Here is a 22,968-nt window from a genome sequence, read left to right on the forward strand (position 1 = left end):
GTGCCTAAATCACGAGAGATTGTTTCTTTGGACATTGGAAATGACAGTATCAAAGGTATTGTTGTTGATTTTAGTGAGGGTTATGGCACTGTCTTGGCATTTTCCAATGTGAAAACAAGGGGTATAGAGAACGGTGAAATCAAAGATGTCGTAGCTTTAAACGAGTCAATGACACAAATAATCGAAGATTTGGAAGACCAGCTCGGTAAAGAACTTAGGGGTGAGTTACTGGTTTCTTCGAGTTGCGGTGATTTTACTCTTACAGAAATCACTGAGGAGCTTATATTAACTGAGAAAGATGAAGGATATGTTTCTGAAGAACATGTAACGAAGCTAACCGATAACTTACTAGCTGATTTATTCCCAAACAATGAGAGAAACTCCCTGCATCTTTTTGTAAAGAAATACGTACTAGATGATAATAAGATAGTTGTCAACCCTGTTGGAATGAAAGCCAAAAAAATTGCAGCGATTTACACCGTTGTTATGGGCTCTGAAAAATACAGGAACATTGTTGAATACGCCACGAAAGATATCCTTGGAGAAGCCGAATATTATATCTCATTCGTATCAAATGCCGAAGCTGTGCTTTCAAATGTCGAAAAGGATAGAGGCGTTGTTCACGTGGACTTAGGCTATAATTACACAACGGTAACCCTGTACTATGCAAATACACCCCTTGAAATGGAGAGAATAGAGATATCTATGAAAAACGTTTTAAAAGACATAGCAATAGTTCTAAAGACATCTTTACAAGAGGCGGAAAGACTATTAAAAACATACGGTGTGGCGGTTTACTTAGATATTGAACCCACACCAATCGAATACAAAGGTTTGGATGGTAGGACTATCCAGCGAACCGATAAAGAATTTTTATCGAGAATAATCTACGCAAGACTTAGGGAAATATTTATGCGGGTAAAGAAACTTTACAAGGATTTCACGGTGAAATACCCTGATTTTGGAAACATTGGGATTCCTGGTGGAATCGTTTTAACTGGTGGTGGGGCTATGCTCCAGCGAATTGAGACACTCGCAAGCGAAGTTTTCAAGTGCCCTGTTAGAATCGGAACAGTAGCGGATACAGAAATGTTTAAAGCCGAAGGTGCTGAATTCAATGTATTTACTCCTTTATATGCAGCTACTTTTGGAAACATAATAGTTTATCAGAAAGAGCAAAACATGTATAGTCCCATGGTAGGTGAAAAAACGAAGAAACGCCAATCAGGAACAGGATTTTTCAAAAAACTGTCCGAGACCTTCGGAAAAATATTCGGTTGATTTGGATGAAAAGATAAGGAGGGAAATTGTATGCCTTTTATGATAGAAAAGGAGAGCAAACAAAGAGATATCGAAAGGATACCAGGTGTTCCTGTTCTGAAAGTGATAGGGGTAGGGGGCGCTGGTTGTAACGCAATTAACAGGATGGCAGAGATGGGATTGAAAGGTGTGACATTGATTGCAGTTAATACAGATGCTCAAGTCCTTGATGTAAGTAAAGCAGATATTACCGTACAAATTGGAGAAAAGTTGACAAAAGGTCTCGGAGCTGGCGGAAATCCAAAAATCGGTGAAGAAGCTGCATTGGAAGACAGGAAAAAGCTTGAGGAAATATTGCATGGTACTGATATGTTGTTTATTACTGCAGGATTTGGCGGAGGAACTGGAACTGGAGCCGCACCTGTTATCGCAGAGATAGCCAGGAATTTGGGCATTCTAACCGTCGCAATTATCACAATGCCTTTCTTTTTTGAAGGCACACCGAGATGGAATGTGGCATTAGAAGGTGTAAAGCGAATCACAGGCAAGGTCGATACACTAATTAAAATAAGCAACAACAAACTGCTCGAACAACTATCACCTTCAACAACTATCGTTGATGCGTTTGCAACTGCCGATGAAATTTTGCATCAAGCCGTCCGTGGCATCTCCGACCTTATAATGAAGCGTGGTTATATCAACCTTGATTTTGCAGATGTTGAGTCGGTGATGAGAAATGCCGGTAACGCGATGCTTGGAATAGGTGTTGGAAAAGGTGAAAAGCGAGTCTTTGATGCTGCTAGGAAAGCACTCGATAGCAAGTTCTTAGATTACCCAATTGAAAACGCAAGGTCAATCATTTTGAATATTTCTGCCCCGCGAAACGCAACATTACAAGAGATGCAAGAAGCAGCAATGATAGTAAAACAAACCTGCAGCGAAGATGCTGATATGAAATTTGGTATGGTAATCGATGATGAGTTAGCAGATGACGAAATGAGGGTAACCGTAATAGCCACTCGATTCGATGTTGAAGAGAAGTTCGGAAAGTCTGAGGAAGATATACCTGCAATTTATAAGTTTGGACTTGAATACAAAGGTAGGCAGGATTAAAGACCGGTTTCGATATATTTCTCGCTTCCACAATAAGAGGTGACTCCGAGTGGAGAAAAAGATAATGAAATTAGGGGATGTGTTAATAGAGAAAGGAATAATAACACCAACTGAACTACAAAACGCTCTGGAACTTCAGAAAGAGTTGCGTAAACCTCTTGGAGAAGTCCTTATACAGCTTGGATACTGCACTTGGGACGATATTGTGAAAGCACTTGCAGAACAATACGAAATTCAAGCGTGTGTAGGAGAAGTCAAAATCAATGATGAGTTTGTAAAATCATTCCCGAAAGATTTGATAAATGAGCTAAAAATCGTTCCTATAGACGAAAAAGAAGGTAAAGTTATTGTAGGCGTTTCAAATGTTTACGATATTCCTGTTATAAAACGCAGATTAAAATTCAAGCTTGGTAAAGATGTTGACTTTTGTCTCATGCCGCCAAGTATTTTTGAAACACTTTACAATAATATACTTCATGGCATTACATCCGGACTTATGGTTCAAGAAATTGGTGAGATAATTACACAACAAGAAGCAGAAGAACAACAACAAGAGGAGGTAACTGTTTCTGAACAAGAAGAAACCCCTGTTGTAAGGTTGGTATCGAACATTGTTGACCATGCAATAGAATTGGATGCAAGTGATATTCATATTGAACCTCAGAGAAGAAACGTTGTTGTCAGATATCGTGTTGACGGTGTTTTAAGAAAAATTACTGAATATCCGAGAAATATGCATGCAGCAGTCGTTTCAAGAATTAAAATCCTCGCTGGACTTGATATAGTTGAGAGAAGATTACCCCAGGATGGAAAGTTTTTCATCAAGCGTGGAGAAGAACAATTTGACCTGCGTGTCTCCACAATGCCATCTGTTCATGGGGAAAAGGTAGTCATGCGTTTGCTCAAAGTCTCTTCATCAAAGAAAAAACTTGAAGAACTTGGTTATTCGCCTTACAACTACGAAAGAATTCAAAAATTGATAGAACATCCTTATGGTATCTTACTTGTCACGGGTCCTACTGGTAGTGGTAAATCTACAACACTTGTGGCAATAATAAACTCGTTGAACTCCGAAGACGTCAATATAGTCACAGCAGAAGACCCTGTCGAATACACAGTTGAAGGCATCACGCAATGCCAAGTTAATGCTGAAATAGGTCTCACGTTTGCAAAATACTTGCGTGCGTTTTTACGACAAGACCCAGACATCATTATGGTTGGTGAAATTAGGGACAGAGAAACCGCTCAACTCGCAGTTGAAGCATCGCTAACTGGTCACCTAGTTTTGTCCACGCTGCACACTAATACTGCAGCTGGTGCAATTGATAGATTAGTCAACATGGGTATCGAACCATCACTCATATCGGCATCTTTAATAGGTGTTATCGGGCAAAGGTTGGTTAGGAAAGTTTGCAGCAAGTGTAAAGTTGAACGAGAGCTGCCAGAAAGGTTTGTTAAACTTTCCAGAAAGTTGTTTCCGCAAATGAATCCTGTTCAATACGTTGGTGAAGGATGCTCAGCATGTAATAACACAGGCTACAAAGGTAGAACTGCGGTAGCCGAAGTTCTCATGGTTAACGACGAAATACGAAGACTCATACAGAAAGGAGCATCGACTTACGAATTGGATAGGGCTGCAAGAAAACATGGAATGATTAGTATGTTCCAAGATGGACTTTACAAAGTTCTAAGTGGTGAGACTACAATTGAAGAAATCTTAGCAGTTGTGGGCGAAGAAGAGGAAGAAGAACAGTAAAACACTGAGGGGGGAATGTTTTTTGGGCTTTGATCCCGAGAAATTCAGAAAGGAAAAAGAGAGAGAAATAAGTGCCACTTACAGTGCAATGAGGAAGAGAAGCTTTAAATTTCTCTTCCTCAACGTTTTAATAGTATTGGCTGTTTTTTCGTTTCTTTTCTTTGTCAGGAACGTTTCTCCACAAACGTATTCTAACATCGTAGACACATTCCAATTGACTATCGAAATCCCAAAACCTGAGTACACTGCCCCAGAAAAAATTGGCGCACGGGTTTATATTGTAAATACGAAACGAGCAGAGAGGAACTTTGTTATTTCAGATTTTTACTTTAAGATTTACAACAATTCAAAAACAATTTATGAATTCTCGTATTCAAATCCAGTCCAAGGGTCCGTTCAAGCTCAAGGTCGACGGCTAGTCTTTAATTTGGAAGAGAACGTCTTTCTGGCAAATTTGCCTGGTGGAACGTACACAATCTATGCTAGATGTAAAATCAATGGGAAAGTAGCAGAGATTTCACGAAGTTTGATATACAAAGAAGAAATACTCTATGGTATACTGTCTGAGCCTTATTACCTGGTTGGTGAAGAATTCCAACCATCTGTTTACATTATAAACAGAACAATCCACCCGGTGGATATAGCACTTGCAAAGATAATATGGAGCTACAAAGGCAACGAATTTCAACAATACGTGAATGAAAATGTAAAGCTTTACCCCGGTGAATCACATGCATTCAAAGCAAGTACGAAGTTCAAAGCCGAAACGGAAGGAATCGAGGAAATAAACGCTAAACTTTACTTTCAAGATGGCACCATAAAAGAATTTAAATCTGCAATACCAATAGCGAAAAATCCAGAATTTTCTCCAAAAGATATAGATTTTAACATCGAGAGTGAAGAACCCGTGGTCGTTGGCAAGATTCCCGTAATCAAGGTTTATTTGGTAAATAAAATGAGCAAAGAACGTTTCCTGAAGATTGATAAGATACAATTCAGCATTGCAAAGATAGGTTACAACTTTGAAATTAATAACAGAAGAGTATACTGCATTCCTTTCGGTCGCTCTTTCATAACTAAGTTAGAAAAGCTTTCGTTTACAGAACCTGGGGTTTATGACCTGATAATTACCTTTGTTTCTGGAAGCTCAAAAATCGAAAAAAAGGTGCCACTGGCGGTAGCAAAATAAACTAGATGCCAACGAGAGCAAAGGAGGAACGATATGGATATTCAAGAGAAGAATTTAGAAAGCTCAGGCCATCAAAAAATAAACTGGGTGTCTAAACATATGAAATTGTTAAATTCTATCCAAACGATGAGTTACTCATTGAACGGTCTGAAGATAGGAATGTCAATCCACCTTGAGGCCAAGACCGCCTATCTTGCGATAACCCTAAAAAAACTTGGCGCCGATGTCTTTGTAACTGGTTGCAACCCTCTATCAACTCAAGATGATGTTGCAGAAGCGCTCAAAGACTATGGAATAATTGTTCATGCTAAGCGAACGGAAGATGAAAGAGAGTATTTTTCTTTTCTACACAAAATCCTAGACTACAAACCTGATTTAATACTTGACGATGGTGCTGATTTAACAGTACTTGCGCATACAGAAAGAAAAGAAGTTTTGGATAATCTAAAAGGTGTTTCCGAGGAAACAACAACAGGTGTGAGGCGATTGAAGAACTTACAAGCCCAAGGTATACTGAAAGTTCCAGTAATAGCAGTTAACAATGCAAAAATGAAGTTTATGTTTGATAACAGATATGGAACCGGACAGTCAACCTGGGATTCGATAATGAGGAACACGAACCTTCTTGTGGCTGGCAAAAGAGTACTCGTAGCCGGTTACGGTTGGTGTGGGAGAGGCATCGCATTACGTGCACACGGTTTAGGTGCCAGAGTAATGGTTAGTGAGGTCGATCCTATTAAGGCCGTTGAAGCACTTATGGATGGATTCGATGTTGGAAAAATTGATGAACTTGCTCCACAAGCGGACATAATAATCACCGCAACAGGTGTATGTGATGTCTTGAGTGAAGAGACGATTCGTAAATTGAAAAACGGAGTTATTTTAGCAAATGCTGGTCACTTCAATGTTGAAATACCTATGGAAAAATTGGAGAAACTTGCAACAAGAAAATACGAGATAAGAAAGAACGTAACATGCTATGAAGTTAATGGAAAAGATATCTTCGTTATTGGACAAGGAAGGTTAGTTAACTTGGCTGCTGCCGATGGGCACCCAGTAGAGATTATGGATATATCGTTCGCACTTCAAGCGTTATCTCTGCTCTACCTGTCGCAACACTACAAAGATTTAAAAAACATAGTTTACGATTACCCTGAAGAACTCGATAGGCAAGTAGCAATGTTGAAATTAAGGTCTTTGGGAATAGAGATTGATAATCTAACCGATGAACAGCGGAAATACCTTGAAAGTTTTTAACCTGGTAATGACTTTCCACAAATTTTCTACAAGCGCTGTGAAGAGGTGTAGTATGTGACATTGGTTATAAACAGAAAGAACGACAAAACCCATGCAGCACTTCTTGAAAATGGAAAACTGACAGAAATATACTTCCCAGATGATGAAGAGAGCGTTGCTGGGAGTATATTTGTAGGCAGAATAGAGAAGTCTGTACCTGCGCTTGAGGCTGCTTTTGTAAAGCTATCAAACAACGAAAACGGTTTTCTGAGATTGAAAGACATACGACCCGAGTATCTGGAAACATTCGGTTTGAAGAAACTCCAAGAAGGTCAAAAAGTACTTGTCCAGATAAAAAAGGAAGGTGGTCAAACGAAAGGACCACAGGTAACTACAAATATAAGTCTACCAGGTAGATATGTCGTATTAATGCCGTTTTCGCGCAGTATAGGTGTGTCAAGAAAGATTCAAGACTCAGAGGATAGAAATAGGCTAAAAGAATTAGGACTCAAATTACGTGAAAAGTACTCTTGCGGGTTCATAATAAGAACTGCTGCAGCAGAAGCTACAGAACAGCATATTTACGAAGAAAGTGAATTACTGATAGCCAAGTGGAGCGAGTTAGTAAAAGAATTTAAGAAGGCTAAAAAAGTCAAGCTACTTTACAAAGAGTCAGACTCTGATGAATTCTTGCTTAGAGAGTTTTTAAAACAAGGGGTCGACGAAGTAGTTACTAACTCACCGACGTATAAAGAGTTGATAAGGAACTACTCTAAAAATATTCGGATAAGAGTAATCGATGGAGATGCATTCGAAGAGCTGGGGATAAACGAGGAGCTCAAACGTGTTTTAAACCGTCACATTCCTTTGCCTTCAGGTGGCGAAATAGTAATTGACAAGACAGAAGCGATGGTTGTAGTAGACGTCAATTCTGGACACTTTACAACCACAAGTGACCACGAAGAACTGTCGGAACAAATAAACGCGGAAGCCGCTGTAGAAATTGCAAGAATTTTACGATTGAGAAATCTTGGAGGTATAATAATAATAGATTTTATAGATATGAGAAGTGAAAAAAGTAGAAATAAAATCATCGAAATCATGAAAAAGGAAGTTTTAAAGGATAGAAACAGGGTTGAAATCTACGGCTTTACCCAACTCGGACTTCTTGAAATGACCAGGAAAAGAACAAGTAAGTCGTTAGACGAACGCCTAACAACAATATGTCCAGTATGCAACGGAAAAGGAACAATACCAAGCGCTGAACTCGTTATTCAACAGCTTTTCAACACACTTCAAAAGAAGCCCAAGGATGTTTCAGAAGTTATTATCAAATTACACCCCCATTTCAAAGACAAGATTACCAAGGAAGAAATCAAGAAAATTGCCAAAGTAAACGTCCATGTGCATTTTACTCATGTAAACCCGTCAAACTTTGAAGTAACTTGGAAAAAATAACTCGAATATGGTATAATTATCAGCTACATTCAAAGCAGAAGACCACCAAACAATCACAAATAGGAGGGAAAGACGTATGGAGATGCTTAAAATCTATGTCGACGGAGAAACCTATGAAATAGCTCAGGGTACAACTTTAGAACAAATTGCTAAAGAGTATGAGAAAAAAACCGGAAAGATGGTGCTCGGAGCAAGGTTAAATAACTCAATAGTTGAACTATTCCGACCAATATATCGTTCAGGGGAAGTTACTTTTATCACACTTGAGTCGCAAGATGGAATGAGGATATATCAACGTGGTTTACTATTCATCTTACACGCTGCTGTTAGAAGTTTGTTTAAAACCTACACTCTTAAAGTGCTACATGCGATTGGTCATGGAATATACTGTGAGATAAGAGATAAAAATACACCTGTAGAACTCTCTGAAGACGATGTAAAAAAACTCGCAAGCGAAATGAGAAAATGGGTTGAAGCCAACATAAGATTTAAAAAGACGGAATTACAGAAAAGCGAAGCAATTCAACTTTTTGCTTCAGCAGAAATGGAGGATAAGGTAAAACTCCTGAAGTATAGAAAGAAAAAAACAGTGAAGGTTTACGAGGCGGATGGACATTTTGACTATTTCTATGGTTACATGCCACCGTCCACAGGGTACCTGAAGTGGTTCGACATTGTCAAATACGAACAAGGATTTGTCCTTCTTTTGCCTGTGGTTAAAGACGGAAATGTTTCAGTACCTGCGTTTAAACCGCTACCAAAACTATCTGCCGTCTTTCTTGAATACTCGAGATGGCTCGAAATAATGGAGATAAACACCGTTGGAGAACTAAATGAAGTGATTGCAAAAGGCGAACGAGCGGTAACTGATTTAATAATACTTGCAGAAGCACTCCATGAAAAAAGAATAGCTATGATATCTGAAGAGATTAAGAAAAAAGGTAACGTCAGATTGGTGCTTATCGCAGGTCCTTCATCAAGTGGAAAGACAACGTTTTCAAAAAGGTTGATGGTACAACTAAAGGCGAGTGGTTTTAAGCCCGTCACTATATCCTTAGACGACTACTTTGTTGACAGGGAGAAAACACCTCGCGACGAAAATGGTAATTATGATTTTGAAGCACTTGAAGCGATAGATGTTGATTTATTCAACAGAAACTTAGTTGACCTTTTCAATGGCAAAGAAGTTGAAATACCGAAATTCAATTTCGTTATGGGGAAAAGAGAGCCAATGGGAACAAAGATGAAAATAGACAAGGATCAGATAATAATAGTTGAGGGTATACATGGACTCAATCCAAAACTAACAGAACTTGTGCCTGAAGAATTAAAATTCAAAATCTACGCAAGTGCGCTCGCTCAGCTTAACTTGGATAACGTCAATAGATTACACACGACCGATGTGAGGCTTCTAAGAAGAATGGTGAGGGATAGCAAGTTTAGAGGACACGATGCACTTGCAACACTAAGAATGTGGGATAGTGTGAGACGCGGAGAGGAAAGAAACATCTTCCCGTATCAAGAGAATGCAGATGCGATGTTCAATAGCGCACTTATTTACGAAGTGTCTGTTCTCAAAATCTTTGCGGAACCTCTTCTGACGGTAGTTCCCGATGATGTTCCTGAATCAACGGAAGCTAACAGGTTATTGAAGATACTTGATTATTTCTTACCTATCACTAACATAGAAGACATTCCACGAACATCCATTATAAGAGAATTCATAGGTAGGAGCGCATTTAGGTATTAATTTCAAAAAAATTTAAGGAACCTTAGCGAGGTGAGGCTTGTGGAAAACCAACTTGGACCAACTGAAAGAAAATATCTTTTGGCAGTCTACTTAACACTAAACGAAATGGGATGGACCAGGCTGAAAAAGATATCAAACTTTTTAAGAGTTAAGATGCCTTCAGCAAAGCAATTTCTGGAAAGATTAGCAAGTGCAGGTCTACTTTATTACGAACACAGAGGAGGTATTTCTTTAACACCAGAAGGAAAAAGAATAGCTGTTGCAGAAAACGCACGGTTTAATGCCGTTAAGATATTCTTTTGTGAGATTTTACAACTTTCTTCAGAAGAAGCGGATGAAGCAGCATGGAACATATATTTCAACCTAAGTGAAAACACGGTGAATAAATTCTCAGACTTTGCAAGGTTTCTTTTTGAAGACGAAGGAAAAGAAATTGTCGAAAAGTTCAGGAAATTCTTATCACAGCCACGCAAAAAGTTAGCTCCCTGTCCATTAACAATGCATATCTCTGGTGTTGAAAATACCCAAGAGCGAACTAAGGAGGAAGCAGAAAAGTGATGAAGGATGATAAGTTAAACGTTCAAGAACCCGTTGAATACGATATTTTAGTAAAAATAAAAAAAGAAGACGTTCACATCCTAAACTATTTGCTTGAAGCTGAAGATAATGTTATGAACATAAGGAGCTTCGAAGGTGAATATCTCAAAGTCATTGCTACAAAAGACACAGTAGTTGACGCAATCAGGCTTCTTGAAAATGTAAGAAGTTTAGTCGATTTGGAAATCGTAGCGTTAAAACCAAATAACGGAAGTGCTGGATAATAACTTGCGTAAATAATGAAGACCCCAACACGTTTTTCTGTTGTTGGGGTTGTTTTTTGTTAATACTGCACGCTTATAGATTCTTTCAGGGGGGATAGTATGGGGGTTGATTTCCAAGGGCTGAACTTACCTGTTCAATTCAAGGATTACATCTTACGGTCAGTTTCTTTAGATGATATCGAAAAGGCATACTTGATGCGCAAGAAAGTTACTGCAGAAAGCGATACGATACTTTCCGAACCTGACGAGATAACTATGGAAGGAATGACAAATTGGATAAAGAACTGGCTATCAATGGACAACAGGTTGTTTTTAGTTGCTGAATACGCTCATGACATCGTTGGTCAATTGTGGGTGTGGTTTTTGGATAACAAAAAGAAAACAGCGCATGTTGCCGAACTTGGGATGGAGATTATACTAGAACACAGGGGTAAAGGACTTGGTTCCAAATTTACGGAATTGGCTATTGATTGGGCAAAAAATAACGGCGCTATCAGAATTGAAGCAGAAACCTTGGAAAAGAACATACCCATGCGAAAAATATTAGAAAAATATGGTTTCCAACTAGAGGGTAAAAAAAGCTGTTATCTTAAGAACCCTTATACTTACGAGAACGTGGTCATTTACGGAAAGATTTTAAATGAACAAAGGTGCATGGAACAGAACTTTCAAAGATAACGCATTACAAAAGTAATAGACTGTATTTCTTGAGTTTGTGAAAAACTACATAACCTAGTATAATAAGTTTTAGACGAGACAGCCTTATTCTAAAAAATTTGGAGGGGACAATTATGTCAATTACGACGAAAACTGGCGATATGGGAGAAACAAGTCTTGCAAACGGAGAACGCATATCAAAAGCACATCTTAGGGTTGAAAGCTATGGTACTGTTGACGAATTGAACTCATTTTTGGGGCTGGTCAAGCATTTCTTACCCGATTACGAAAGGGAAATCGTAGAACAGGTCCAAAGGGACCTTTTTAGACTGGCAGCCGAACTGGCAAAAGGAGAAAAATTTGTCAGGTTGATAAATGACGAAGACGTTGAAACGCTTACGAAATATGTTCACACCTATGAGGAAACTGTAAAACTTGATTCTTTCGTCCTACCGGGCGAAACTATTCCAAGCGCTTATTTAGATGTATGCAGAACAATTGCAAGGCGAGCAGAACGGCTCGTCGTACGTCTTTCAGAACAAGAACAAGTAAGACCAGAAATTATAAAGTATCTGAATCGTCTCTCTGATTTGCTTTACATAATGGCTCGTTTCGTAGAAGGTAAACACTTAACAAAGATAAGGGGAAGTGAATTATGAAAATGTCAAGTACTGTAAACGCTCCCCATGTTACAATAGACGGTGAACATCTAACTTTGGAAGATGTTCATCTTGTAAGTCGGGAGCATGCCCAAGTTGCGATATCTTTAGAAGCTTACGAAAAAGTAAAAAAAAGTAGAGAAATTGTTCAAAGGTTTCTTGACGTGGGCAAACCCATATACGGTGTCAACACGGGATTTGGCGCGCTAGCAAATATTCGAATATCAAAGGAAAAACTCAAAGAGCTACAAAAAAACATAATTCTCTCACACTCTGCAGGTGTAGGTAATTATCTTCCTGAAGACTTCGTGAGAGCAATTATATTAATAAGAGCCAACGCATTAGCTAAAGGACTCAGTGGTGTTAGACCGATAGTTGTGGAAAAACTCGTGGAGCTCTTGAACAAAAAAATAACGCCTGCTGTTCCGGAAATAGGTTCAGTTGGCGCAAGTGGTGATTTAGCTCCCTTATCGCACATTGCAATGGTATTAATTGGGGAAGGAAAAATCGTCAGAGATGGAAAAGCTGTTCTCTTCAATCCCTCAGATTATGGTTTCCAACCAATACATTTGGAAGAAAAAGAAGGTTTAAGTTTGATAAACGGGACTCAGTTCATGGCAGCACACTTAGCTTTAATCGTACGTGACTTAGAAAAACTTATGAAGATAGCCACCTTAATTGCCGCTTCAAGTGTCGATGTACTTTTCGGAACTCCTGCAGCATTCGACGAAAGAATACAGCTCGCGAGACCGCATCCAGGTCAGATAAAAGTTGCACAGATGCTCAGGGAGTTTCTCGACGGAAGTCAAATCAGAGAGAGCCACAAAAACTGTGGGAAAGTGCAGGATGCTTACACACTGAGAACGATACCTCAAGTTTACGGAGCGGTCTTGGATACTATCGAATGGGTTAAAGAAGTTGTCCAGCGTGAAATTAACTCTGCTACTGACAATCCTTTAGTTTTCGAAGATGGAATCGTCAGTGGTGGCAATTTCCATGGAGAACCTTTGGCTCTTTGCGCAGATTACTTATCAATCGCATTAACTTCGATGGGAAATATGATAGAAAGGAGAATTGATAGATTAGTTAATCCAAAGGTCAACGAAGGTCTACCACCGTTCCTTGCTGGTGGCGAAGAAGGTCTAAACAGCGGTTATATGATTTGGCAATACACGGCTGCTGCCATATGTAACGAAAACAAGGTCCTTTCTCATCCAGCAAGTGCTGATTCTATACCGACTTCAGCTTATCAAGAAGATCACGTTAGTATGGGAGCTAATGCGGTTAGAAAGCTTAGGAAAATCTTTGACAACATTGTCTCACTAATTAGCATTGAAGCGATGCTTGTTTCTGTTGCCTTAGATTCGCGAAGACCCTTAAGGAGTTCTTGTAAAATTGAAGATTTTTATGGTAAAATTAATGTAAGATTATCAGAAGATAGATATTTTGGTGAGAATTTTGAGAAAGTTAAAGAAGTGATTCTTAAGGAGGTGTTTTCATGAGTTTGCGAGCAAAACTTATCTTGTCTTTGGTTTTGGTTGGCGTTGTTGCCTCAGTTGTGAGTGTCTTTGTCTCGGTGCTTGTATCTACTTCAGTAGTTAGGGACGCTGCAGCTCAAATTCAAACTCTTGTTTTGAGCTCTGTCAGAAAGGACGTAGAAATCTACATAAATAAAATTGTCAAACCGTTGTACGAATATTCAGCCAGTGGTGCTATATCACCGTACATGATGAATACAAGTGACGAACTGGGAATCTCTCAACTGGGATGGGGTGTTAGAAACGCTTACAGTGCCCTAAACCCGAAGGGGTATTTAGATATCTTTGTGATTCTGCCAGATAAGCGAGTCGTTTCTAAAGATGGACTTGTCGGTGTTAAATTTCCAAGCGATGTAATTGAGAACATACTAACGAAAAAGAAAGAGTACGATATCTACATCCCGTATGAACACGGTGGCAAACAACTTATTCTGGTTGTGGCCGCTGTAAAAGATTTTGGAGAAAACGTTATTGGAGTATTGGCTGGATTGTATCCTTTAGATGATTTACAAAAAATGGCTTCTAAAGTAAAGATAGGGAAATCGGGTTACTTGACACTTGCTTTTGGAACATTAACAGTTGCTCATCCAAAAGCAGAGTATGTTGGAAAACTTGACTTAACTAAAGAGGAAGCATTAAAAGAACTTGCACAGGCTATTATTTCAAAAACCAAAGGAAGTGTTGTTTACAACTTCAACGGGAAAAAATTCGCAGCATTTGAGAGGATAGGAAGTTACAATTTAACGGCCATAGGCATAATACCGTATTCTGAAGTCACAGATGCTGCTAAAAAGATTATAATGTCTGGCGTGTTTGCTGGAACAATCATTGCGCTTGGTGCAGCTTTGATTGCACTCTTTTTAACAGACACTATAACCAAACGTATCAACCATGTCGTTGAAGTTGCTCAGAAAGTTGCAAACAACGATTTAACAGCTGAAATTTCCGAAGATAAGCTTGGTAAAGATGAAATTGCTGAACTCGGTCGTGCATTTAAAATACTTATAGGTAGCTTTAAGCAAACAGTTGGAGAGGTTATGAAACTTGGTGCACAGGTATCATCCGTTTCCTTCATGCTTGATGACCTTGCAAAGAATTCGGCTGAAGCAGCAATGGCATCCAAGGAAACAGTTCAGAAAACAACGCTTGAGGTCCAAGATATTGCGGCGGCAACACAAGAGGCAAACAGCGGTATGGAAGAGATTGCCGCAGGTGCTCAAAACATAGCAAGATATTCAGAGAAACTATCCCAAAGTGCAGAACTTATGAAAGAAAATGTCACAACTGTTTCTCATAGAATGTCGGAAGTCGAGACATCAGTAGGTGAAATCAGAAGTGGTATGGGCGAATCATTAAATGCTATAGTTGAACTAACAAAATTCTCGAATCAGATAGGTGAGATAGTCGATACTATTTCGAGCATAGCGGAACAAACGAACTTGCTGGCACTAAACGCGGCAATAGAAGCGGCCCGTGCAGGAGAAGCGGGAAGAGGTTTTGCAGTCGTTGCGGACGAAATAAGAAAACTTGCCGAAGAGAGTAGGCAAGCAACTAAAAAGATAGCAGAGATACTTGGGAAAATAGGTGAGCAAGCGAAGAAGGTTGAAAAAGTGACGACAGGAGTAAGTCAAAAAGTAGATGGTTATGTTGCAACAGTTAAGGAAGCCGGAGAAAGTCTGAAAATGTTGATAGAAAAGATAGAAGAGGTTTCGAAGATGACAGCCGACTTGGCAGCAACGGCCGAAGAGCAGAGCGGCGCAACAGAGGAAGTCAGTGCTGCGATGGATAAAATCACTAAGAACATCCAAGAAGTGGAACATGATATCGAGGAAATGGCAGCACAAATTGCAAATCAAGCAGAACAAGTTAACGAGGTTAAGAACTATTCAGACGAACTAGCAAAAGCTGTAAGTGATTTGAACGAGTATGTGAAAAAATTCAGGATTTAAAATTTTGAAAATCACAATCAAAAAACCCCCGCCAAAAAGTGCGGGGGTTTTTGTGTTTATTCAATTTAACAATTTACTCTTCTTCTTCCTCGTCGATTTCATCGAGAAGTTCTTCGTAATGTGGTTTCAATTCTTCCTCTTCCTCTTCTTCAAGGCTCTCTATGGTTCTTTCCTTTATCTCTTCTTTTGCTTGTCCAAGCGGGTGAGCAGGGTCTAATTTCCCAGAGAATATCTCTATTTTTTCTCCGTTCTCGTAGATATACTCTTTTGCATTTACTGGCGTCTTTAACACTTCAAGAACGGTTTGCATAACTTCCTCATCCAGGTCTTCGTTTTCTGGGAACTTGATAATAAGAGAACCATTTTCGAATTTTATTTCGCATCTCTTTTCTTCGACTATCCTTCTAAGTTCTTCATTTTTCAGTGCATAATCTGCTCGCTGTTCACTTACGGTCAGTTCCATAACGTAGTAGAACGACATTCTTACACCCCTTGCTCTTTAGCAGCAACGTAAGCTTTAACCTTTGCTGCTAGTCTTGATTTCCTCCTGCTTGCTTGGTTCTTGTGAATTGCGCCCCTTCTTGCCGCCTTATCGATAGCGCTTTGAGCTACTCTGAAGAGCTGTTGTACTTCTTCAACAGACTTGCCTTCAGCTATAGCTTTGAGAACAGCTTTAATCTTGTTTTTCATACTGGTTTTGTAAGCTTTGTTGAGTATCCTTCTTTTCTCAGACACTCTTACACGTTTTGCCGCTGACTTTGTGTTAGGCATATGAACAAATCCCTCCTACTTTTTCGTTTTTGGTTTTTTCTTCCTAATCGATTCCCCATCCTTAGATGGGACTTTTCTCACTCTCTATAATCCTAAAATAAATAATTACAAATTGAACGCAGCTCTTAATTCTTTAACCATGTCGGTCTTTTCCCATGTGAAATCAGGGTCGTTCCTACCGAAGTGACCATATGCCGCTGTCTTTTTGTAAATTGGTCTAAGAAGATCAAGCTTCTTGATAATAGCTCCAGGTCTGAAGTCAAATAGTTCTGTTATTACTTTCAACAGTTTTTCTTCGTCAACTTTTGCCGTTCCGAAGGTATTTATCATTATAGATACCGGTCTTGCAACTCCGATAGCGTAAGCAACCTGAATCATAAATCTGTCTGCCAAACCTGCTGCAACAATGTTCTTGGCAACGTACCTTGCAAAGTAATGTGCTGACCTATCGACTTTTGTTGGGTCCTTACCACTGAACGCGCCACCACCATGGGGTATAGCTCCACCGTATGTGTCAACTATAATTTTTCTTCCCGTAAGTCCAGTATCCGCAGAAGGACCACCAAGGACAAAACGACCCGTAGGGTTTACGAGAATTCTCATCTTCTCATCTCTTAAGTTTTCAGGAATGACTGGATCAATTACATATTTCACAAGCGCTTCTTTAATTTCTGGAATTGTAACATCTGGTTCGTGCTGTGTAGAAATCAAAACTGTGTCAACTCTTATCGGTTTATCATTTTCGTCGTATTCGATGGTAACTTGCGTTTTACCATCTGGTCTCAAGAAAGGTACTGTTCCGTTCTTTCTAACTTCCGCAAGTTTCATGGCAAGTTTGTGTGCAAGCATTATTGGAAGAGGCATAAGCTCTTCTGTTTCGTTTGTTGCGTATCCAAACATCATTCCCTGGTCACCGGCTCCGATTTTTTCAAACTCATCTTCTGCTTTTTGACCTTCTTTGTACTCTGCTGCTTCGTCAACACCAAGTGCAATATCTGGTGACTGGCTGTGTATAGAAGAAAGAACCGCACAAGTTTCACCATCAAAACCGTACTTTGCTCTTGTGTAACCAATTTCAAGAACCGTCTTTCTTACAATATCTTGGACATCAACGTACGCCCTTGTCGTTACTTCACCTGCAACAATAGCAACACCTGTTGTGAGCAACGTTTCAACAGCAACACGGGCTTTTGGGTCTTCTGCAATAATCGCATCTAAGATGGCATCACTAATCTGATCTGCCATCTTATCTGGGTGTCCTTCCGTAACACTTTCACTCGTGAACAACCTTCTCATCTCTCTGCCTCCCTTTCGTAAGTTTCTTTTGATATAAACTTTCCACCTTCTATTTCGATGCTCACTGGCTTATAAGAGCCAGTGAACTTTGCTCTTAGTTCAATCTTATTGGGACATTTTGAACCTACATAAATCTTCTCAATTTTGAAAGGTGCTGACCTGTTATCGTAATCTATTATAAAATCATAACCAATACGTAGGTGACTTCTAAATAACTCTCCACATTTACTACACTTGATATATACAACTAAGGCGTTGGACTCCTTATAAAACGGGTTCTTTTCCAAATCTGCTTCTGTTTTCTCTCTCTTTTTGAAGAAAAACATATGAATCACCTTCTTTGAACGTTGAAAGAAAACTTTCCAACATTTCCAAAAGCATCACCTATTTCGAGCACTACTTTGTAGGAGCTCATGTTATACTCTTTTACTCTGTTCACCTTGACGTAAGGGAGCAACTCATCACTATATAACTTGTAATATCCTTTATAAATAAGTGATGTCATTACAGTGTGTTCGTCATACAGAGAATAAGGTTTCTCCCAATATTCCATAGGTAACCTGTCAAGTATTATATGATACACCAAGTCACCTGAAAAGTACACTTTTATTTCTTTAATTCCAAGTAAATTTTTTGCTAATTCTGTGTATGCTTCAGCAGCTATTTTTGGATATGTTCCGGAAAACTCGTATGTAGCATTTTCGGAATACGGGTATTCTTTACCATCTATTATCAAACTCTTCAAAATAATCCTCATTTGTACGGGTTTCAACAAACTTTTGTCAATAAAATCCAAGGGGTCATAGATGTTCTTTTCCTCTTTGTCTCGAACCTCGAAATGACAATGTGGTTGTGCGGCTTCACCGGTCTTCCCAGAATAACCTATTACCTCACCTGCAGAAACTTTCCAATCGTCTGATAAAAACTCAACAACAATTCTTCTAGACCCGAACTCTTCTCTCAACATATTTGCCAATTTTTCATATTTCTCTGCAAACTGCGAAAGGTGAGCGTACAACGTCCTGTACCCATCTGTGTGCTCCAAAACTACAGTGTTACCATATATGTTATCCAAATCTATCTCCAATCTTCTTACAAAACCATTATCAACAGCTTTAATAGGAATTCCTTCTTTTAGAAAAGTGCTAAAGTCTATTCCCGAATGGAAATGTGGAACCTTTCCAGTGGCTCGGAACTCCAAGAATGCAGCGGTAATATACGAACTATCTACGGGTAGTTGATACAAAGCTACGAGTAAAGATGGTACAAAAGCTATGAAAAAGAAGCTGACAAACAAAATAAATTTAAAGCGGTTTAAGGGATGTCTAACTTCTAATACCTCCATGTTCACCTCTCCTTAGAGATAAAAATTCTCAACCTTTGCATTTAAAATATGTTCTATTTTGAGCACAATACTCTCAGGTCCACTTATTTGGACAAAATCAAAATCACCTAAAGAATCCAACTTCTCTATAGTCACGTATTCAAAATACTTAGAAATTAATCCATAATCTGAATGGCTTATTCTGAGCTTCACGCGGACATCAAAAGATTTAAAATATTCCTCCATCTTTGAGAACAACCCATCCAAGCCCTTTCCTTGTTTCGCGGATATGAAAACCCCATTAGGGTATTCGTACCTTATAAGCTCAAGTTTATCACCTGGCAGCACATCTATTTTATTAAAAACAAGAATTATTGGCTTTTCGTGAGCTCCAATTTCTTCTAACACGCTGTATGAGGCGCGGATTTTGTCTTTGTAAAATGGATCCGAAATATCAACAACAAGCAACAACAGGTCCGAATAGAGTATTTCTTCCAGTGTTGAGTGAAAAGCCTCAACAAGTGTGTGAGGTAGCTTACTTATGAACCCTACTGTATCTCCAACAAGGCAACTTCGACCACTCGGTAATTTAACCTTTCGGATAGTTGGATTTAATGTGGAAAAGAGTTTATCTGAAACAAAGATGTCTTTTTCACCTGAAATTGAACTCAACAACGTACTTTTCCCAGCGTTCGTATAACCAACAATTGAAACAAGGTAATATCCGCTTTCTAATCTGGACTTCCTTGCATTTTCTCTGTTGAGTTTTAATTTTGCGAGTTCCTTTCTCAAAGTTGAAATTCTTTGCTTTACCCTTCTTTTATCAAGTTCAAGCGCAGTTTCACCCGGACCCCTCGTACCTATACCTGCGCCAGGATTTGACAAATACAAACCTTTTCCTCTCAGTCGAGGCAATTCATAAATAAGTTTTGCCATTTCCACTTGTAGCTTCCCTTCGTGAGTCGTTGCATGCCTGGAAAAAATTTCAAGGATTACCTGCGTTCTATCAAGGATAGGAACACTTAAAACATTTTCTATGTTTCTTTGTTGAATTGGTGTTATTTCATCATCAAAGATAACTACATCAATTTGGTGTTCTTCACAAAAGTTTTTTACCTTCTCAAGTTTCCCACTACCGACGTAAGTTGCCGGGTCTGGTTTTTCTCTGCGTTGAATTATTGTGTCCAAAATCTCTATATCCAGTGTCTTACACAACAACTCTAATTCTTCAACAGATTCCTTAGTTTTATAATCGAAAGCCTGCGTTATTGCTACTATTATTCCTTTTCTCCTAAACTGTGTCATCCCCCCTTCTACTACTGAACTTCTATAAACCTATATAAACCTACTCTTGCGTTTCTTCAAACCCTTGTTGGTCTTGCTCTTGCTGTTCGCCCTCTTGTTCCTCCGTTTTCATTAGCATGATGTACTGAGCTGGTTGAATTGTACTAATAGCGTGCTTGTAAATAAGCATCTGTTGCCTACCGTTTTCTAAAAGAACAGTAAAGTTGTCAAAGGACCTAACAATACCCTTGGCTTGAAAACCGTTAACTAAATAAACCTTCACCTCTATCTTCCGAGTTCTAACAATGTTCAGAAAACGATCCTGAAGGTTAAACTTCTCTTTTGCCACTCAAATCCCCCCAATGTTTATAAAGAATGAAAAAAATAGCACAATGCAATGTGATTATACCACAAGTTATGTAGATTTCAAAGAGAGGTTTTTCGAAAGTTTATACTACTTTTTACTCCATTCTTTTGTATATTTTTTTGTCTAATTTGACAAATTATTTTGATAGTGATACAATATTTTTGGGAGGTGAGTACCGTGGCAAAAATGCTACCGAGATGTCCGGTATGCGGGAAGCCAATGAAAGTTGTGCAGCTTAGATGTGATGATGATGGTGTTACCGTTAGTGGCGCGTTTGAAGCACCCGCATTTGCATACTTAGATGAAGAAGACACAAGATTCATTATGATGTTTCTCAGAACAAAGGGTAACTTGAAAGAGATGGAACGGCTAACAGGTATCGGATATTTCGCATTGAGAGGAAGGCTTGACAAAGTCTTAGAAAAGATGGGGCTCACGCCAATAGAAGAGGAAGAAGAACAGGTTAACTCTGAGGATGTCTTCAAGCTTCTGAAAGAGAAGAAAATCACCGTTGAAGAGGCCATATCTATTTTAAAAAAGAAAAGAGGTGAAAACGATGGGAGAACTTCCGAATGACTTACTTGCGATTTTACAAGCTCTTGCCAGAAAGGAAATTACCGTTGACGAAGCAGAGCAACTTATCGAAGCAATTATGGATAAGCGAACCGAAGAGCGGAGAAAAGGGTCAAAAAGTTACATTGGTAGGGATTTCATAATCAACCCAGGCGAGGAGTATTTTGGAAAAGTCGAAGTAGTGAATGGCAAAGCCATCATCAATGGAAGACTAATTGGTGACCTTGAAGTTGTCTTCGGGGAACTGATTTTTTCGGGAGAGGTAGCAGGAAATGTTGAGCTTGTAGGGACAAACATCGTCTGGAATGGCGGACATATCGCAGGTAATCTTGAAATGGTAGGTTGTTCTTACAAAGGTGCTAAACCCATAGTGGATGGAAAAGTCAACGAGGTGAATAACTTTTTCATAAATGGTGTACTTGGAATTGTCAGAAATCTCGTAGTGAAACATTTTTTGTCGGGTATAAAAATCGAAGAATAATTTTCAGAGCAAATACAGATAGGTAGGTGAGGAGAGATGGATAAAGCAGAATTAAGACAAGTGTTAGAAGCGGTCGAAAGAGGAGAAATAAGCCCAGAAGATGCTGAAAAATTGATAGAAGCGATTTACAATAAAGAAAATGAGGAAAAAAGCAAAGAAGAAGAGTTTGTAGAAGTAACAGAGGAAATTGAAGAGAACAAAGAAATACACCGAAATATTTCCATGACCAGCGGAAAACTTATAATCAAAGGTAAAGTCAACGGAGACGTATCTGTAGTAAACAGTATCGTCGAAATCCATGGTATTATAAACGGAGATTTGAACGCCGTAAGGTCCAAGATAATCTGGGCCGGAGGGAAGGTAGAAGGAGATGTAAATTCAATACTCTCAAAAGAGGAAGGCACTCCGAATGTCTCTGGAAAACACAATGTTATAGCATTTGAGGTTCCTTTTGTTGAAAAATTGTCTAAAAAGATGACTTTTAAATCCGACAAGGAAATTTTCATTGAAGGAGAACAAAAAATAGAGTTTCTAAAGAAAGAAAAAGTTATAGTAAACGGAAAACTATCAGCCGTTTCAATCGAATGCGATAAGCTTATTTTAACAGGAACTTTAGGGGTAGTAGATTTAAGAGCAGGCGATGTGGTTATCTCTACGAATGGTATACTAGCTTCAGAAAGGATAGAAGCTGAGAGAATTGTCAATAATGGTGAGTGCAATTCGAAGATTTTAGAAACAGAAAGAATCACAAACTCAGGTGTTATCAAAACAGACGAAATCAAATGCGAAAGTGTAGAGAATTCAGGCACGATAATAACAAACACTTGTATTGGGGAAGAAATCGACAACAAAGGCTCAGTCGAATGTCAGGAATTGCGTTTTGAAGAAGTCAGCAACAGAGGTAAGTTAAAAGTTGAGAAATTATTTGCAGAAAAGCTAAACAACTCGGGAGAATTGCAAGTGAAAGAATTAAACTTGGAAGAACTTTATAACACCGGACAACTAAATGCGAAAATTCTTGAAAGTGATTATGTTGAAAATAAAGGAAAAATCATTGCTGAGGAATTTAGCTGCGAAGAACTAAAAGGTAATCCCATAATTAAATTGGATTGAGATTCCACACAGAAAGGGGCGTGATGGCATGTTTTGGGGTGTGATACTTTTTACAGCCGGTATTTTTATTCTCCTTAGTGTGATTTTGTCAGTAACATCTCCAGTTTGGTTAATTTTTGGTGCGATAGTGCTGGTTGGTGGTATCGTTAGTTTGATAAAAAGTTTTCCAAATGGTCTTGGATTATCAATCATAGGGGTTCTAATCATTGTTCAATCCCTAGGTTACATCAAAATGGGATTCTGGGAATTCGTTGTAGCAATCATTGCCGCTGGGTTGATAGAGATTGGTTTGAAACTCATAGTTGCAAGTTATAGAAAGGAAAAGTGGTAAAGTTTATAATCAACTGTTAAAGAACAACAAGCGGGGATAGAG

At 38.9% G+C, this 22,968-nt stretch carries 24 protein-coding genes; 17 read left to right on the forward strand and 7 right to left on the reverse strand.

The window, feature by feature from the left end; translation table 11 throughout:
* The 13 genes from ftsA to JM64_RS04740 all read left to right on the forward strand — a co-directional run bounded on the left by ftsA (window position 1) and on the right by JM64_RS04740 (window position 15,386).
* Window positions 1–1,281, forward strand: coding sequence for a cell division protein FtsA (gene ftsA / locus JM64_RS04680; RefSeq protein ID WP_064011689.1), 1,281 nt, complete (start codon window positions 1–3; stop codon window positions 1,279–1,281).
* Window positions 1,282–1,311: 30 nt separating this feature from the next.
* The gene (gene ftsZ, locus JM64_RS04685) at window positions 1,312–2,373 is read left to right on the forward strand and encodes a cell division protein FtsZ (RefSeq protein ID WP_064011690.1); all 1,062 of its coding nucleotides are present in this window, start codon (window positions 1,312–1,314) and stop codon (window positions 2,371–2,373) included.
* Between the two features lie 64 nt (window positions 2,374–2,437).
* Window positions 2,438–4,129, forward strand: coding sequence for a GspE/PulE family protein (locus JM64_RS04690; protein WP_082868402.1), 1,692 nt, complete (start codon window positions 2,438–2,440; stop codon window positions 4,127–4,129).
* 22 nt (window positions 4,130–4,151) lie between these two features.
* Complete coding sequence (locus JM64_RS04695) at window positions 4,152–5,318, forward strand: hypothetical protein (RefSeq protein WP_064011692.1); 1,167 nt, start codon at window positions 4,152–4,154, stop codon at window positions 5,316–5,318.
* Window positions 5,319–5,351: 33 nt separating this feature from the next.
* Complete coding sequence (locus JM64_RS04700) at window positions 5,352–6,575, forward strand: adenosylhomocysteinase (protein ID WP_064011693.1); 1,224 nt, start codon at window positions 5,352–5,354, stop codon at window positions 6,573–6,575.
* Window positions 6,576–6,629: 54 nt separating this feature from the next.
* Window positions 6,630–8,012, forward strand: a complete 1,383-nt coding sequence (locus tag JM64_RS04705) for an Rne/Rng family ribonuclease (protein ID WP_064011694.1) — start codon at window positions 6,630–6,632, stop codon at window positions 8,010–8,012.
* A gap of 76 nt (window positions 8,013–8,088) precedes the next feature.
* Window positions 8,089–9,762, forward strand: a complete 1,674-nt coding sequence (locus JM64_RS04710) for a nucleoside kinase (protein WP_064011695.1) — start codon at window positions 8,089–8,091, stop codon at window positions 9,760–9,762.
* Between the two features lie 39 nt (window positions 9,763–9,801).
* Window positions 9,802–10,320, forward strand: a complete 519-nt coding sequence (locus JM64_RS04715) for a metal-dependent transcriptional regulator (protein WP_064011696.1) — start codon at window positions 9,802–9,804, stop codon at window positions 10,318–10,320.
* Window positions 10,320–10,583: a DUF4911 domain-containing protein gene (locus tag JM64_RS04720; protein WP_064012516.1), complete on the forward strand. Its 264-nt coding sequence runs from the start codon at window positions 10,320–10,322 to the stop codon at window positions 10,581–10,583. The genes JM64_RS04715 and JM64_RS04720 overlap by 1 nt, the downstream gene beginning before the upstream one ends.
* 99 nt (window positions 10,584–10,682) lie before the next feature.
* Window positions 10,683–11,261 (forward strand): GNAT family N-acetyltransferase, encoded by a 579-nt coding sequence (locus JM64_RS04725; protein WP_064011697.1) that lies wholly within the window; start codon window positions 10,683–10,685, stop codon window positions 11,259–11,261.
* A 113-nt stretch (window positions 11,262–11,374) separates the two neighbouring features.
* Window positions 11,375–11,899: a cob(I)yrinic acid a,c-diamide adenosyltransferase gene (locus tag JM64_RS04730; protein ID WP_014450977.1), complete on the forward strand. Its 525-nt coding sequence runs from the start codon at window positions 11,375–11,377 to the stop codon at window positions 11,897–11,899.
* Window positions 11,896–13,401, forward strand: coding sequence for a histidine ammonia-lyase (gene hutH / locus JM64_RS04735; RefSeq protein WP_082868300.1), 1,506 nt, complete (start codon window positions 11,896–11,898; stop codon window positions 13,399–13,401). The genes JM64_RS04730 and hutH overlap by 4 nt, the downstream gene beginning before the upstream one ends.
* Complete coding sequence (locus JM64_RS04740) at window positions 13,398–15,386, forward strand: methyl-accepting chemotaxis protein (RefSeq protein ID WP_064011698.1); 1,989 nt, start codon at window positions 13,398–13,400, stop codon at window positions 15,384–15,386. Before hutH ends, JM64_RS04740 begins: the two co-directional genes overlap by 4 nt.
* A gap of 73 nt (window positions 15,387–15,459) precedes the next feature.
* On the opposite strand, the gene JM64_RS04745 is transcribed toward JM64_RS04740, so the two are convergent.
* The 7 genes from JM64_RS04745 to hfq form a co-directional block, all read right to left on the reverse strand.
* Window positions 15,460–15,867 carry a hypothetical protein gene (locus JM64_RS04745; protein WP_064011699.1) on the reverse strand — a complete coding sequence of 136 codons (408 nt, stop codon included), beginning with the start codon at window positions 15,865–15,867 and terminating at the stop codon, window positions 15,460–15,462.
* 2 nt (window positions 15,868–15,869) lie between these two features.
* The gene (gene rpsT / locus JM64_RS04750; protein ID WP_064011700.1) at window positions 15,870–16,157 is read right to left on the reverse strand and encodes a 30S ribosomal protein S20; all 288 of its coding nucleotides are present in this window, start codon (window positions 16,155–16,157) and stop codon (window positions 15,870–15,872) included.
* Between the two features lie 105 nt (window positions 16,158–16,262).
* Window positions 16,263–17,453: a methionine adenosyltransferase gene (gene metK / locus JM64_RS04755; protein WP_064011701.1), complete on the reverse strand. Its 1,191-nt coding sequence runs from the start codon at window positions 17,451–17,453 to the stop codon at window positions 16,263–16,265.
* Window positions 17,450–17,779, reverse strand: coding sequence for a hypothetical protein (locus JM64_RS04760; RefSeq protein WP_156487900.1), 330 nt, complete (start codon window positions 17,777–17,779; stop codon window positions 17,450–17,452). The genes metK and JM64_RS04760 overlap by 4 nt, the downstream gene beginning before the upstream one ends.
* A 5-nt stretch (window positions 17,780–17,784) precedes the next feature.
* Window positions 17,785–18,798 carry a M23 family metallopeptidase gene (locus tag JM64_RS04765; RefSeq protein WP_064011703.1) on the reverse strand — a complete coding sequence of 338 codons (1,014 nt, stop codon included), beginning with the start codon at window positions 18,796–18,798 and terminating at the stop codon, window positions 17,785–17,787.
* 12 nt (window positions 18,799–18,810) lie between these two features.
* Window positions 18,811–20,082: a GTPase HflX gene (gene hflX, locus JM64_RS04770; protein WP_156487901.1), complete on the reverse strand. Its 1,272-nt coding sequence runs from the start codon at window positions 20,080–20,082 to the stop codon at window positions 18,811–18,813.
* A gap of 40 nt (window positions 20,083–20,122) precedes the next feature.
* Window positions 20,123–20,410 (reverse strand): RNA chaperone Hfq, encoded by a 288-nt coding sequence (hfq, locus tag JM64_RS04775; RefSeq protein WP_064011704.1) that lies wholly within the window; start codon window positions 20,408–20,410, stop codon window positions 20,123–20,125.
* Between the two features lie 204 nt (window positions 20,411–20,614).
* On the opposite strand from hfq, the gene JM64_RS04780 reads away from it, so the two are divergent.
* The 4 genes from JM64_RS04780 to JM64_RS04795 are packed head-to-tail and all read left to right on the forward strand — an operon-like array spanning window position 20,615 to window position 22,926.
* A complete protein-coding gene (locus JM64_RS04780) occupies window positions 20,615–21,004 on the forward strand; it encodes a DUF2089 domain-containing protein (RefSeq protein WP_064012519.1) in 390 nt (129 codons plus the stop codon).
* Window positions 20,985–21,482, forward strand: coding sequence for a hypothetical protein (locus JM64_RS04785; RefSeq protein WP_064011705.1), 498 nt, complete (start codon window positions 20,985–20,987; stop codon window positions 21,480–21,482). Before JM64_RS04780 ends, JM64_RS04785 begins: the two co-directional genes overlap by 20 nt.
* 36 nt (window positions 21,483–21,518) lie before the next feature.
* Complete coding sequence (locus tag JM64_RS04790) at window positions 21,519–22,595, forward strand: SHOCT-like domain-containing protein (RefSeq protein WP_064011706.1); 1,077 nt, start codon at window positions 21,519–21,521, stop codon at window positions 22,593–22,595.
* 28 nt (window positions 22,596–22,623) lie between these two features.
* Entirely contained in the window at window positions 22,624–22,926 is a 303-nt protein-coding gene (locus JM64_RS04795) for a hypothetical protein (RefSeq protein WP_064011707.1), read from the forward strand.
* The last annotated feature ends 42 nt before the right edge of the window (window positions 22,927–22,968 follow it).

Origin of the sequence: Fervidobacterium pennivorans, from assembly GCF_001644665.1 — a bacterium.
Classification (GTDB): domain Bacteria; phylum Thermotogota; class Thermotogae; order Thermotogales; family Fervidobacteriaceae; genus Fervidobacterium; species Fervidobacterium ngatamarikiense.

What these genes read in the sequence shown, in the direction of transcription:
- JM64_RS04710 (WP_064011695.1), top strand. Translation starts at nt 8,089, where the DNA reads ATGGAGATGCTTAAAATCTATGTCGACGGAGAAACCTATGAAATAGCT.
- JM64_RS04780 (WP_064012519.1), top strand. Translation starts at nt 20,615, where the DNA reads ATGCTACCGAGATGTCCGGTATGCGGGAAGCCAATGAAAGTTGTGCAG.
- JM64_RS04795 (WP_064011707.1), top strand. Translation starts at nt 22,624, where the DNA reads ATGTTTTGGGGTGTGATACTTTTTACAGCCGGTATTTTTATTCTCCTT.
- hflX (WP_156487901.1), bottom strand. Translation starts at nt 20,082, where the DNA reads ATGACACAGTTTAGGAGAAAAGGAATAATAGTAGCAATAACGCAGGCT.
- JM64_RS04700 (WP_064011693.1), top strand. Translation starts at nt 5,352, where the DNA reads ATGGATATTCAAGAGAAGAATTTAGAAAGCTCAGGCCATCAAAAAATA.
- JM64_RS04690 (WP_082868402.1), top strand. Translation starts at nt 2,438, where the DNA reads ATGAAATTAGGGGATGTGTTAATAGAGAAAGGAATAATAACACCAACT.
- hutH (WP_082868300.1), top strand. Translation starts at nt 11,896, where the DNA reads ATGAAAATGTCAAGTACTGTAAACGCTCCCCATGTTACAATAGACGGT.
- JM64_RS04760 (WP_156487900.1), bottom strand. Translation starts at nt 17,779, where the DNA reads ATGTTTTTCTTCAAAAAGAGAGAGAAAACAGAAGCAGATTTGGAAAAG.
- JM64_RS04725 (WP_064011697.1), top strand. Translation starts at nt 10,683, where the DNA reads ATGGGGGTTGATTTCCAAGGGCTGAACTTACCTGTTCAATTCAAGGAT.
- rpsT (WP_064011700.1), bottom strand. Translation starts at nt 16,157, where the DNA reads ATGCCTAACACAAAGTCAGCGGCAAAACGTGTAAGAGTGTCTGAGAAA.
- JM64_RS04790 (WP_064011706.1), top strand. Translation starts at nt 21,519, where the DNA reads ATGGATAAAGCAGAATTAAGACAAGTGTTAGAAGCGGTCGAAAGAGGA.
- JM64_RS04740 (WP_064011698.1), top strand. Translation starts at nt 13,398, where the DNA reads ATGAGTTTGCGAGCAAAACTTATCTTGTCTTTGGTTTTGGTTGGCGTT.
- JM64_RS04720 (WP_064012516.1), top strand. Translation starts at nt 10,320, where the DNA reads ATGAAGGATGATAAGTTAAACGTTCAAGAACCCGTTGAATACGATATT.
- metK (WP_064011701.1), bottom strand. Translation starts at nt 17,453, where the DNA reads ATGAGAAGGTTGTTCACGAGTGAAAGTGTTACGGAAGGACACCCAGAT.
- ftsZ (WP_064011690.1), top strand. Translation starts at nt 1,312, where the DNA reads ATGCCTTTTATGATAGAAAAGGAGAGCAAACAAAGAGATATCGAAAGG.
- JM64_RS04785 (WP_064011705.1), top strand. Translation starts at nt 20,985, where the DNA reads ATGGGAGAACTTCCGAATGACTTACTTGCGATTTTACAAGCTCTTGCC.
- JM64_RS04765 (WP_064011703.1), bottom strand. Translation starts at nt 18,798, where the DNA reads ATGGAGGTATTAGAAGTTAGACATCCCTTAAACCGCTTTAAATTTATT.
- JM64_RS04745 (WP_064011699.1), bottom strand. Translation starts at nt 15,867, where the DNA reads ATGTCGTTCTACTACGTTATGGAACTGACCGTAAGTGAACAGCGAGCA.
- JM64_RS04730 (WP_014450977.1), top strand. Translation starts at nt 11,375, where the DNA reads ATGTCAATTACGACGAAAACTGGCGATATGGGAGAAACAAGTCTTGCA.